General features: G+C 74.4%; 8 protein-coding genes. 6 read left to right on the top strand and 2 right to left on the bottom strand.

The features are described 5' to 3' along the window. Positions 1–35 precede the first annotated feature (35 nt). The 5 genes from OHA55_RS21770 to moeZ all read left to right on the top strand — a co-directional run bounded on the left by OHA55_RS21770 (position 36) and on the right by moeZ (position 6,717). Positions 36–2,003: a DUF3492 domain-containing protein gene (locus OHA55_RS21770; protein ID WP_266708831.1), complete on the top strand. Its 1,968-nt coding sequence runs from the start codon at positions 36–38 to the stop codon at positions 2,001–2,003. Between the two features lie 52 nt (positions 2,004–2,055). After that, the gene (locus OHA55_RS21775; protein WP_266708832.1) at positions 2,056–3,351 is read left to right on the top strand and encodes a hypothetical protein; all 1,296 of its coding nucleotides are present in this window, start codon (positions 2,056–2,058) and stop codon (positions 3,349–3,351) included. 315 nt (positions 3,352–3,666) lie between these two features. Then, positions 3,667–4,632 (top strand): NAD-dependent epimerase/dehydratase family protein, encoded by a 966-nt coding sequence (locus tag OHA55_RS21780; protein WP_266708834.1) that lies wholly within the window; start codon positions 3,667–3,669, stop codon positions 4,630–4,632. Continuing rightward, positions 4,620–5,453: a spherulation-specific family 4 protein gene (locus OHA55_RS21785; RefSeq protein ID WP_266708835.1), complete on the top strand. Its 834-nt coding sequence runs from the start codon at positions 4,620–4,622 to the stop codon at positions 5,451–5,453. The genes OHA55_RS21780 and OHA55_RS21785 overlap by 13 nt, the downstream gene beginning before the upstream one ends. An 85-nt stretch (positions 5,454–5,538) precedes the next feature. Continuing rightward, the gene (gene moeZ / locus OHA55_RS21790; RefSeq protein ID WP_266708837.1) at positions 5,539–6,717 is read left to right on the top strand and encodes an adenylyltransferase/sulfurtransferase MoeZ; all 1,179 of its coding nucleotides are present in this window, start codon (positions 5,539–5,541) and stop codon (positions 6,715–6,717) included. A gap of 75 nt (positions 6,718–6,792) precedes the next feature. Here moeZ and OHA55_RS21795 read toward each other — a convergent pair whose 3' ends face one another. Further along, a complete protein-coding gene (locus tag OHA55_RS21795) occupies positions 6,793–8,388 on the bottom strand; it encodes an alpha/beta hydrolase (protein ID WP_266708839.1) in 1,596 nt (531 codons plus the stop codon). A gap of 258 nt (positions 8,389–8,646) precedes the next feature. Further along, positions 8,647–11,463: a lysylphosphatidylglycerol synthase domain-containing protein gene (locus OHA55_RS21800; RefSeq protein WP_266708841.1), complete on the bottom strand. Its 2,817-nt coding sequence runs from the start codon at positions 11,461–11,463 to the stop codon at positions 8,647–8,649. Between the two features lie 252 nt (positions 11,464–11,715). Between OHA55_RS21800 and OHA55_RS21805 the strand changes: the two genes are divergently transcribed. Continuing rightward, positions 11,716–12,198, top strand: coding sequence for an MGMT family protein (locus tag OHA55_RS21805; protein WP_266708843.1), 483 nt, complete (start codon positions 11,716–11,718; stop codon positions 12,196–12,198). The last annotated feature ends 391 nt before the right edge of the window (positions 12,199–12,589 follow it).

The following is a 12,589-nucleotide window of genomic DNA, read 5'->3' on the forward strand; positions in this document are numbered from 1 at the left end:
GGTGGCCGCCCACATGGGAGATCGGGGGTGTACTCGTGCGTATCGGCCTGCTCACCGACGGTGGTTATCCGTATGCGGACGGTGAGTCCAGACTGTGGTGCGACCGCTTGGTACGCGGTCTTCCCCAGCACGAGTTCGACCTCTACGCGCTGAGCCGCTCCGCCCGTCAGGAGAAGCTCGGCTGGGTGAGCCTGCCGCCCCAGGTCGGCCGGGTACGCACCGCGCCGCTCTGGAACGCACCGCCCGCCCCGCGCCACACCACCGACGGCGGAGTTCCTAGGGACGAGCCGGGCGGCTGCCTCACCCGCCTCGTGACGGGCAGCGGGGGCGCCTACGGCCGCCGCGAGCGCCGGCGCTTCACGGCGCATCTGACGGCGCTCGCCACGGCGGTCAGCGCCGCGGGTGCCGGGGCGCCGGTGCCCGCCGCCCGTACCCCGCGCGCGCCGGCGGCCGCCGGTCCGGCGGGCGCCCCGGCCGGCGCCGATCCGGCCCGGCTCTTCGGCGAAGGGCTCTACGGACTCGCCGAACTCGCCCGGGAACACGGCGGACTGCCCACCGCGCTCCGCTCCGAGACGGCCCTGCGCGTACTGGAGTCCGCCTGCCTCGCCCGGGGCACCGGCCGCACCGTCCAGCGCGCCACCGTCACCGACCACCTGGCGTTCGCCGGCGAACTCGCCCGTCTGCTGATGCCGCTCTCGCTCGACTGGTACACCACCGACTCCCTCGGCGGGGTGGACCTCTGCCACGCGGCCTCCGGCGGCACCGCCGCCCTCCCCGGGCTGCTGGCCAAACGCTTCTTCGGTGTCCCCCTTCTGGTCACCGAGCACGCCCTGCCGCTGCGCACGCACTACCTCTCCGCCACGGACACGCCGTTCGGCGCCCCGGTACGCGCCCTGCTCGCCAACCTCCACGCGCTCCTGGCCGCCGAGGTCTACCGCCAGGCCTCCGTCGTCACCCCCGGCAACACCCACGTACGCCGCTGGCAGCGACGCTGCGGCGCGGACACCGCGAAGCTGCGCACGGTCTACCCGGGCATGGACGCGGGGCGCTTCGCCCAGGTGGGCGAGGACGACAGCGCGGGCCCGGACACCCTGGTGTGGGTGGGCCGGGTCGAGCCCGCCAAGGACCTGGTCGCCCTGCTGCACGCCTTCGCCGAGGTGCACCGGGCCGAACCCGGGGCACGGCTGCGGATCTTCGGCGCCCCCGTCGAGAGTCCCGAGGGCGAGGCGTACCTCGCGCACTGCCGGGCCCTGGCCGAACTGCTCTTTCCCGGGACCACCTCCGACTCCGCGCGCCGTGACGCGGACGAGCCCGGAACGGTGGAGAGCCCGGTCTCCTTCGAGGAGATCGGCGGGGCGGGCGCGGACGAGCTCGCCGGGGCGTACGCGGCCGGCGGGATCGTGGTCCTCTCCAGCGTCGTCGAAGGCTTCCCGATCAGCCTGGTGGAAGCGATGTTCTGCGGCCGGGCCACCGTCTCGACGGACGTGGGCGCGGTGACCGAGGTCATCGGCGGCACCGGGCTGGTGGTCCCGCCGCGCGACACCCCGGCGCTCGCCGACGCCTGCCTCGCGCTGCTGCGCGACCCGGAGCGCCGTGCGCGCCTGGGCGAGGCGGCACGGGCGCGCGCCCTCGAACTCTTCACCGTGGAGCAGAACCTCGCCGCCTTCCGCGCGCTCTACCGGGAGCTGACCGCGGGCCATCCGACGCGCCCGAGGGGCACCGACCCGGTCACCGCTGTGGTCACCGCCCCGGCCGCCGCCCGGCGGGAGACCGGGGGAGCACGGGCCGGGGGAGGACCGGGCACCCCGGCGCCCCGCCCCTTCGCCGTCCCGCCCGAGGAGTACGTACGCCCCGGCCACCCCCGTACGGCCCCGGCGGAGCGGCGTCCCGCCGGGGCGGCCTCCGGGCGGACCCCGGCCTGGGCCGTCACGCCCGCCCCCGCACCCGCCCCCGAGAAGGTCGGCGCCGCCGCGACGGCCGGAGCGGGGGACGGCGATGCGTGACCCCCGCGACCACCTGTCCGCCCCGGGCAACGAACCGTACGGAGGAACCCTCATGGGCCGCGCGCCCGAAGCCCTCGACGTGCCGGACGGTCCGTCGCCCGCAGCCGAGCCCCCCGCCCCGGCCACCGGCACCGCGACGGACGCACCGGCGGGAGGCGGGACCGCGGCCGCCCCCGTGGCCACCGTGGTGGCGACGGCCGAGCCCGACGCCGGCGCCGGCCCCGTTCCCGGCGCGGACGGTGCACAGGCTGCCGCCCCGGCCTCCGACCCCGCCGCCCGCCGCGCGCCCGCCGACCCCGTGCGTGCCCTGCTGCGGCACCACCGCGAGCTCTGCGAACGCGCCGTCGACCCGCTGGAGATCGCCGCGGGGCTGGAGGCGCACGGCATCACCGACCGGGCCGCCGCCCGCTACCGCCACCGGGACGTCTTCTCCCTGGCCGAGGAGCTGTACGCCCGTGTCCCCCGGGCGGCCAACGGTCCGGTGGGGGCGCCGGCCGAGGGGCGGGCCGCCCACGATCCCGGCCACCGCGCCGCCTGGACCCTGCACGTCCTGCTGCCCGGGGCCGCCTGCCTCGCCGCGGTCGGGGTGCTCCGGGCGACGGAGGGGGTGCTCGGCACCGGCGCACGGAACGCCCTGACGGCCGCCGGAGCCCTGCTGGTCTTCCTCGCGCTCCGGTCCGCCCTGGCCACCGGCCCGCTGCGCGCCCCTGCCGGCTCCGGCCGGACCGCCCTCTACACCTGCTGGCTCCTGGGGTACGCGGTGTACGGGGAGGATCTCCTCGCCCTGGTTCTCGGCGGCGGTGCCGACGGCCACCGGCCGGGCACTCCCGCCCCGCTCCTCGGCCTCTCGCTCGCCGTGGCCCCCGCAGCCTGGTGCGCGCACTTCTTCGCCGTGCACGCGCGCCGCAAACTGGGCGGCAGCCGGGCGCTGGAGGAGTTCGGCGCGGGGGTGCGGCCGGTGCTGCTGACAGGCGTCGCGCTCTTCCTGGCCGCCCTCCTGCCGCTCATGCTCCTCGCCGGCCTCGGGTACGGCGGCTACGGCGTACCGCTCTCCGCGTACGCGCTCGGGCTGCTGTTCTTCCTCGCCCGGCTGGAGACCGCGCACGGCCTGCCCGCCCCCGCCGTCACCGCGCTGGCCGCCGCCTGCGCGGTCGAGGCGGCGGCCCCCGCCCTCCTGCTGGGCGGCCGGCTGCCCGGCCTCGACCTGCTGGCCCGCCCCGTCGACGTGCTCGTCGCGGCGGGCGGCACCGGCGCCGTGCCCGCCCTGGCCTGCGGCGGAGCCGCCCTCGCGCTGCTGGCGCACGCAGCCGTCGCGCTCTCCCGCGCCTCCGCCCACCACCGGCACTGACCCGACGCGCACCGGGCGCACCGACCAGAGAACGCGTACCGCCCACCGCGCTCACCGACCCGCACGCCGCGACCGACGCGCACCGACCCCCCGCGCGCCCGACCGCGACGGGCACCGCCGCCGGACCCGCACGGGCCGGCCGACGACCGCACCACTCGCACCGTCCCGCCGCACCGACCCGCATCACCCATCGCCCCGCGGAGCCGACGCCGCGGGCACCCACCCCGTACACACCTCTCCCACCAAGGAGTTACCGGACATGACCCGCCGACCCGCCGCACCGGCCACCCGCCGTCGGCACCCAGGGAGCGCACGATGAGGGTTCTGCTGCTCGGCGCCAACGGATTCCTCGGCCGCTTCGTCGCGGACCGCCTGCTGGCCGATCCGGCCGTCCACCTCACGGCCCTGGGCCGGGGCGACGACGCCGACGTACGGTTCGACCTCGCGGGCGGCAGCCCCGGGGCGCTCACCCGCTTCCTGGACGCCGTCCACCCCGGGGTCGTCGTCAACTGCGCGGGGGCCACCCGGGGCCAGGCCCGCGAGCTGACCCGGCACAACACCGTCGCCGTCGCCACCGTCTGCGAGGCACTGCGCCGCAGCGGCTGCGGGGCACGGCTCGTCCAGGTCGGCTGCGCCTCGGAGTACGGGCCCTCGCAGCCCGGGTCCTCCACCGCCGAGGACGCCGTACCGCGCCCCGGCGGCCCGTACGGCGTCAGCAAGCTCGCCGCGACCGAACTCGTCCTCGGCTCCGGGCTCGACGCTGTCGTGCTGCGGGTCTTCTCGCCGGTCGGCCCCGGCACTCCGGCCGGCTCCCCGCTCGGCCGGCTCGCCGAGGCGATGCGCCGCGCGATGCAGTCCGGCGACGGAGAGCTGAAGCTCAGCGGCCTCGGGGTCCAGCGCGACTTCGTGGACGTACGGGACGTGGCGCGGGCGGTGCACGCCGCCTCGCTCTCCGCCGCCCAGGGCGTCGTCAACATCGGTACCGGCCGGGCCGTCAGGCTGCGCGACGCCGCGGCCGTCCTCGCCCGGGTCTCCGGGTTCGCCGGTGTGCTGCACGAGCTGGAGATGCCGCCCGGACGTATCCCGATCGGCGCCCAGCGCACCTCCGCGGAGTCGGTCATGGAACACCTCGCGGCCACCCCGTCGCCCTACCCGGACGGCTGCGGTGCCTGGCAGCAGGCCGATGTGCGTACCGCCCGCGACCGACTGGGCTGGCGCCCCCGGATCAACTTGGAGGAGTCCCTGGCCGATATCTGGATGGAGGCGGCGTGCCGCATCTGACCGGCACGGGAACGGCCCGCCGGACGAGCGGGGACGAGCAGATGGGCTTCGGTGTGCCGGGATACGCTCATCCGCTGCTCGCACCCACCGAGTGGGCGGAACTCACCCGCCCCGGCACGCCGTTGCACTGGGCGGTGCTCAACATCGCGGACGGGCCGGGCACCCGGCCCGACCCGCACTGCCTGGAAGCCGCCGGAAAGCTGCACAGCGCCCGGGAGCGTGCCCTGCGGGGGTGCGCTCCCGGCGCCGCCGCCCCGGGCGGCCGGCTGCTCGGACACCTCGATCTGGTGCACGGCGCACGGCCGTTCGGCGATCTGGTCGTCGACGCCCAGCGGTTCCTGGACTGGTACCGGGTCGGCGGCTTCTACCTCGGCCGCTGCCCCACCGAGCGGGCCGGCCTCCCGGCTGTCCGCCGGCTCACCGTCACCCTGCGCGAACTCGTCGCGCAGAGCGAGGCCGTCCGGGGCGGGCCGGACGGGGACGGCGGACGGATCGTGCTGGGGCTCGGCACCCACCCGTACCCCGGCTACGCCGAAGCAGCCGACCAACTCGTCACCTTCCGGGGGTCCTGGCCCGACTACCGCTGGTCGCAGGTGGCGCAGTGGACCGCGGAGTACCCGCCCGAACGGTTCGCGCACTTCGTCCACGGGGTCCCCCGCACCCACCTGGACGAGGCCATGCGCATCGCCCGCTGGCAGGGAGCCGGCACGATCTTCTTCACCGACCGGGACGGCCGCAACCGGCAAACCGACCCATTCGCGGCACTGCCCGGTTACTGGGACGAAATCGTCTCGCGGATCGGACCGGGTATCTCGGAATGAGCGAGGGCGTGGCAGTGTTACCGGGAGAACAACCGTACGTAACTGAAGTACGTAGAAACCGACCACCTGCATTGTTGAGGTTCCTGTGTCGCTGCCACCCTTGGTCGAGCCGGCTGCCGAGCTCACCGTCGATGAGGTCCGCAGGTACTCCCGCCACCTGATCATCCCGGATGTCGGGATGGACGGACAGAAGCGGCTGAAGAACGCGAAGGTGCTCTGTGTGGGCGCGGGCGGCCTCGGCTCGCCCGCCCTGATGTACCTCGCCGCCGCCGGTGTCGGCACGCTCGGCATCGTGGAGTTCGACGAGGTCGACGAGTCGAACCTGCAGCGCCAGATCATCCACAGCCAGGCCGACATCGGCCGCTCCAAGGCCCAGTCGGCCAAGGACTCGGTGCTGGGCATCAACCCGTACGTGAACGTGATCCTGCACGAAGAGCGGCTCGAAGCCGAGAACGTGATGGAGATCTTCGCCCAGTACGACCTGATCGTGGACGGCACGGACAACTTCGCCACCCGCTATCTCGTCAACGACGCGGCCGTACTGCTGAACAAGCCGTACGTCTGGGGCTCCATCTACCGGTTCGACGGACAGGCGTCCGTCTTCTGGTCGGAGCACGGTCCCTGCTACCGCTGCCTCTACCCGGAGCCGCCCCCGCCGGGCATGGTTCCCTCCTGCGCCGAGGGCGGGGTGCTGGGCGTGCTCTGCGCGTCCGTCGGCTCCATCCAGGTCACCGAGGCCATCAAGCTGCTCGCCGGAGTCGGCGACCCGCTCGTCGGCCGGCTGATGATCTACGACGCGCTGGAGATGCAGTACCGCCAGGTCAAGGTCCGCAAGGACCCCGACTGCGCGGTCTGCGGCGAGAACCCCACCGTCACCGAGCTCATCGACTACGAGGCCTTCTGCGGCGTCGTGTCCGAGGAGGCGCAGGAGGCGGCGCTCGGCTCCACGATCACTCCCAAGCAGCTCAAGGAGTGGATCGACGCCGACGAGAAGATCGAGATCATCGACGTCCGCGAGCCGAACGAGTACGAGATCGTCTCGATCCCGGGCGCCAAGCTGATCCCGAAGAACGAGTTCCTGATGGGCAACGCCCTCCAGGACCTGCCGCAGGACAAGCGCATCGTCCTGCACTGCAAGACCGGTGTCCGCAGCGCCGAGGTCCTCGCGGTCCTCAAGTCGGCGGGCTTCGCCGACGCGGTGCACGTGGGCGGCGGCGTCATCGGCTGGGTCAACCAGATCGAGCCGTCGAAGCCGGTCTACTAGGACCACCGAAGAGGGGCCGCGCCACGATCACCGTGGCGCGGCCCCTCTGTCGCGTGCGGGCTCGCGCCGGCCGCGTCAGGACGAGCAGACCGAGCCGTCGGCCGGGACCTTTCCGTCCAGGAAGTAGGAGTCCGTCCGCGCGGTCACGCAGGTGCCGTTGCCGTAGGAGCCGTGGCCCTCGCCCTTGTTGGTGAGCAGCACGCCGACGCCCTTGCCGAGTTCCGTCGCCATCCGCCGCGCGCCCTCGTACGGGGTCGCCGGGTCGCCGGTCGTCCCGATCACCAGGATCGGCGCCGCGCCCGGGGCGCTCGCCTCCGGGGTGTCGTGCTCCCCGGCCACCGGCCAGTCGGAGCACCAGCCCGCGGTGTCCCAGGCGAGGAAGGGACCGAAGACCGGGGAGAGCTTCCGGAACTCCGGCAGCAGCGCCCGCGCCTGATCGGCGGTCGGCCGGGCCGTCGAGTCCGCGCAGGAGATGGCCCGCTGGGACTGCGTCATCGTGTCGTAATGCCCGTTCTCGTCCCGGCCGTTGTACGAATCGGCCAGCGCGAGCAGCGTGTTCCCGGTGCCGTTGTTCTCCGCCTCGTCGAGCGCCTGCGTCAGCAGGGGCCACTCGCTCTGCGAGTAGAGGGGAGTCACGATGCCTATGACGGCGAGCGACTCGCTGAGCATGCGGCCGGAGTCGGTCGGCAACGGGTCCTTGTCCAGCTTCGCGAGCAGCCGGGCGATGCGCGCGTTCCCGGCCTGCGGGTCCTCGCCGCGGTCCTTGAGGTAGTTCTCCAGCGCACGCTGGAAGCCCGTCGCCTGGTTCCGGGCGTGTCCGACCGTGTCCGCCGTGGGGTCCACGACCGCGTCCAGCACCACCCGGCCGACGTTCCCGGGGAAGAGGTGGGCGTACGTGCCGCCCAGCTCCGTGCCGTAGGACATGCCGAAGTAGTACAGCTTCCGGTCGCCGAGCACCTGGCGGATCAGGTCCATGTCGCGGGCGGTGTTGGTGGTCGTCAGATACGGCAGGACCTTGCCGGAGCCCTTTTCGCAGCCGGCGCCGGTGTCCGCGCCGTCCTTCATGAAGGCCGCCTCCTCCGCCGGTGTGTCCGGGGTCAGGTCGACACGCTTCAGGGACGCCTCGGTCTCGCCGTCGCTGCGGCAGTTCACCCCTTCACTGGCGGCGACTCCGCGCGGGTCGAAACTCACCAGGTCGTAGCGGGCGTTGAGCCTGCCGTACCCCTCCGCGGCCAGCGGCAGGGTGCCCACTCCCGAACCGCCCGGACCGCCGAAGTTGAAGAGCAGCGAGCCGATCCGCTTCGCGGTGGAGGTCGCCCCGCGCTTGATCAGCGCGATGCCGATGGTGTCCCCGTCCGGCTTCCGGTAGTCCAGCGGCACCTGGATGGTGGCGCAACGCCACGCGCTGCCCGGTGCGTTGCCGCCCTCGGGCGCCGCACACCTCTTCCAGTCGGGCTTCTGCGACGTGAGCGCGGCCGGCAGCGCGGAGGGACCGGGTGCCGGGGTCGCTGTCGTGGAGGCCGTCCGGCCCGGGGCCGCCCCGTCGGCCTTGCCCGCGCCGCCCGTCGAACCGGCCTTCGCGGAACCGTCGCAGCCCGCCAGCGCGACCGCGGTGAGCAGTGCCGCCCCCGCGAGTGCCGTGCCGCGGTGAGCGCGTGTGTGCGTGTGCATGGTGTCGTCGTCCTCCCCGATGCCGGGGCGGTGCGGCCCCGGCACGACATGTGTGCGGCCACGGTAGTTGAGCCGCTCCCCGGCCCGGCGGCGGGAGCCCCGCGCGGGGGAGCGGGCGGCCCCGACCGGGCAGGGGGACGGCCCGCGCGGGGGCAAGACGGACGGCCCGCGCGGGGCAAGACGGACAGCCCGCGCGGGGGCAAGACGGACGGCCCCGCCGGGGAACCGGGCCGGGGCCGTCGGGCCGTCGGGGTACGGCTACAACTGGCCCTTGCGGGTCAGCTGGTTGAAGCAGAGCCAGCCGGGAAGCACCGGCAGCCAGAGCGTCATCACGCGGAAGAGCAGCACCGCCGGCGCCGCGACCTCCTTGGGCAGCCCGACCGCGATGAGGCCGATCGTCAGCGCACCCTCCACCGCGCCCATGCCGCCCGGGGTGGGCGCCGCCGAACCCAGGGCGTTGCCCGCGAGGAAGACCACCGCGACGCTCGCGTACGACAGCGTCGGCACGTCCGGCCCGCTGAACGCCCGGACCGACGCGTCCAGGCAGAGCACGAACAGCACCGTCAGCAGCAGCATCCCGCCGATGCCGGTGGCCAGCTTCTGCGGCCGCTGCACCACGTCCAGCATGCGCGGCACCACACCCGCGAACAGCGAACGCACCCGCGTCACGACGAACTTGCGCAGGAACGGAATCGCCGTCACCACCAGTACCAGCACCGCGACCGTGAGCAGCCCGGCGATGACCGTACGGGACGGGGTCAGCGAGTCCGGCGTCCTTTCCGTACCCGTCAGATAGCCGAACAGGGCCAGCAGCAGGATGTGACAGCCCAGCCCGAACAGCTGGGAGGCGCCCACACTCGCCACCGCGAGACCGGGCCGCACCCCCTGGCGCTGGAGGAAGCGGGTGTTGAGCGCCACCCCGCCGACCGCCGCCGGAGCCACGATCTTCACGAACGACCCGGCCACCTGCGCCAGCACCGTGCGCCGGAACGGCACCCGCTCGGGCACGAAGCCCAGCAGGCTCATCGCCGCCGCCACGTAGCTCAGCGCCGAGAAGCCCAGCGCCGCCGCCACCCAGCCCCACTCGGCCTGCTCCACGACCGTGCCGAAGTCGGCCTGGGTGATCTGCGAGATCACGAAGTACGCGGCGATGGACCCCGCGATGAAGCTCAGCAGGGTGCGCGGCTTGATGCGCTCCAGCCGGACCGGTTCGACCGGGGCCTGCGGCCGGATCAGCAGCACCTGACGGCGGATCTGGGTGAGCAGGTCCTCCTCGCGGGCCTCCTCCCGTGCGTCGTCCAGAGCCCGCTTCTCGGCCTGCTTCTCCGTGCGCTGCGTCTTCCGCTCGGTCTTCCGTTCCGCCTTGCGGTCATGGGGGGAGAGCACCGCGGAGGACGCGGACTCCGCCCGGTCCCGGCGCGCCGCGTCCGAGGCTTCCAGCGCCGCCTCGCGCTCCCGCTGAGCCCGCTCGCGGGCGAGCCTGCGCAGGGTCGCCCGGGTCGAACGGGTCAGCGCGATCGGCTGGAGCAGCGGCAGACAGCCCGCCACCGCGTCCGGCCCCAGCACGGCGAGCGCCCCGGCCACCGACCGCTCGGCCCCGACCCGCAGACCGAGCGTGGTCAGCAACTGGGCCACGTCCATCCGCAGGATCAGGTCGCCGGCCGCGATCTCGCCGCCGCGCAGATCGGTGACGTACACCGTGCCCGAGTCGTCCACCAGGATCGCGTCCCCCGCGAGCCTGCGGTGTGCGATCCGCCGCGACTGCAGCGACCGCACCTGCTCCCAGGCGCCGCGCACCAGCTCGTCGGTGATCTCCGCGTCCTCCAGCGAGTCCAGGGACCGCCCGCCGATGTGCTCGTACACCAGCATCACGGCGTCCGGGCCCAGCTCGGAGGTGGCGATCAGCTTCGGCGCGTTCGCCCCCGCCGCGATGGCCGCGTACGCCAGCAGCGCCTCCTGCTCCAGGGCCTGGCGCAGCGACTGGATGGAACGCCGCTGGGTGATGGAGCGCAGGGTGATCCGCCGCCAGGCCCGGTAGAAGAACCCCTGGGCCTGCTGCTCCCGGTCCACGACCGTCACGTCGAGCGGCGGGCCGTCCTCCAGGGTGACCCGATAGCGGCGCCCCCGGTCGTTCTGGTCCGGGTTCTCGGCCGCCTCCTCGGCGCGCAAGGCGGCGACCGGCCGGAAACCGACGTGCCGGAGCCCGGCCATCAGGTGCTGGCCGGTGGGCCGGACGTTCGGCGAGCCGACCCCGTACAGCGTCCCGTACGCGACGGTCCAGCCGATCAGCACGGTGAGGATGATCGAGAACGGCGTGGTGTAGCCGCCCACCAGCATGGCGAACGCGTCGAGCAGCAGCACCACCCAGAGGACCACCCGCCAGCGCGGGCGCCTCGCCATGCCCACCGCCGTCATGTACGCGATGACCGGCGCGAGATAGCCGTGCACCGGGTCGGTCAGCGCGTGTCCGGGCTGCTGCTGGGTCAGCGCGTCCTGGATCGAGCCGGGGGCGGACCGGGAGACCCAGAGGTCAGTGGCGAGCGTCACCCCGTGCGCGAGCACGGCGGCGAGCACCCCGTCCGCGATGCGCAGACCGTCGCGTTTGATCAGACGTTCGATGGCGAAGGCGACCGGGACGAGCAGCACTGCGATGCTCGACACCAGCCCGGCGACCTTGATCAGGAGATCCGGCGCCTGCTCGGTGCCCCGGGAGATGTCGTCCTCGAGGCCCGTCGTGGTGCCCTGCGCGAAGGCGGCGACGGCCAGCAGCACCGCGATGGCGAGCACACCGGCGAGCAGGCGCATCAGGTCGGACGGGCGGTGCACCCGGGCCGCGAGCAGCGGCTCGTCGCCCGAGACCCGCCCCGTGGGCCCGTTTCCGGTGCCCGCACGGGTGGAACCGGTCAGGCGCGCGGCGGTGACGCCGGTGCTGCCCGCGTCCTTCGCGGCGCGGGATTCTCCGGCGTCTTCGGTACGGGCGGGCCCGGTGGGGTCACCGGTGGGTTCCGGCGCGGAGCCGGAGCCGCCTGGCTGCGAGTCGGCATCGGAGGCGTCCGCCGCCCTGGATGGCTGCACGCCCTGCTCCTTCGTCGCATCTGGTCGATCTTCGTGTTCTCGTATCACCGGTCACCGCCCGCACGATGGTGGCACGGCGCGAGGACACGCGGAGTCATCAGGGTGCACTGCCCGCGCGCGCGAGGGCGAGGATTCGCTCCATCGCCCCGGTGCGCGGCCCCGCCGCCCGGGGTACGCGGGCGCCCCGCCGGGACGGGCCGGAACTCCCGGACGGACGCCCCGGTGTCGGTGGCGTACGGCAAGATGGGGCGGATGAGACAGGACCGGACGCCCCGGCACGGAGCGGGGGACGGCACCGCCCGCCGCCCGCCGGTGGAAGACGACGGCACCACCGCCCGTGCCCCCGCCGCACAGGCCCACGCCGAGCTCCCGGAGTACGCCGAGCGGGTCCTCGACGTCGCCGACCTGATCCCGCCCGGCCACGTCATGACCTACGGCGACGTCGCCGAGTGGCTGGGCGACGGCGGACCGCGCCAGGTCGGCCGGGCGATGGCGCTCTACGGATCGGCGGTGCCCTGGTGGCGCGTCGTACGGTCGGACGGCACGCTCCTGCCCGGCCACGAGCTGCGCGCACTCGCGCGCTACCGCGACGAGGGCACACCACTGCGCGACGCCGCCCGGTCGGCGGAGGGGCATCTGCCGAGGATCGACATGCGGCGCGCACGATGGGACGGCGGGACCGGACAGTCCGGCGGTACCGCGGGGCCGGACAGGGGCGAGGAAGCTCACACCTGACAGCTTCGGCCATCCGGGCCCGGCAGTCGCCCTCCTCGGGTCGCACATCCCGCGCGTCGCCGGACCCGGCCGGCCGCGGCCGCGGTACCGGGAACACCCGCAGCGGGCCGCGGCGCGACGGACACGTGACGAGCGACGCAGCCGACCCGGCTCCGCCCGCGCCCCCACTGGCGTAGCGTCGATGCCCGGCGCGGACCCGAGTCCATGCCGCACCGTATTCATCCGCGCACCTCTCCGTGCCTCGTACCTCTCCGGACCTCTCCGTCACTCCCTGAGACCGGCCCGACCAGCCCCGACCGCTCTCCCGGAGACCGGCCGGACCAGCCCCGACCGCTCTCCCGGAGACCGGCCGGACCCGACCCGTGACCGTCCACCACCCCGCGGTGTGGCC

The organism is Streptomyces sp. NBC_00102, assembly GCF_026343115.1.
Lineage (GTDB): Bacteria > Actinomycetota > Actinomycetes > Streptomycetales > Streptomycetaceae > Streptomyces.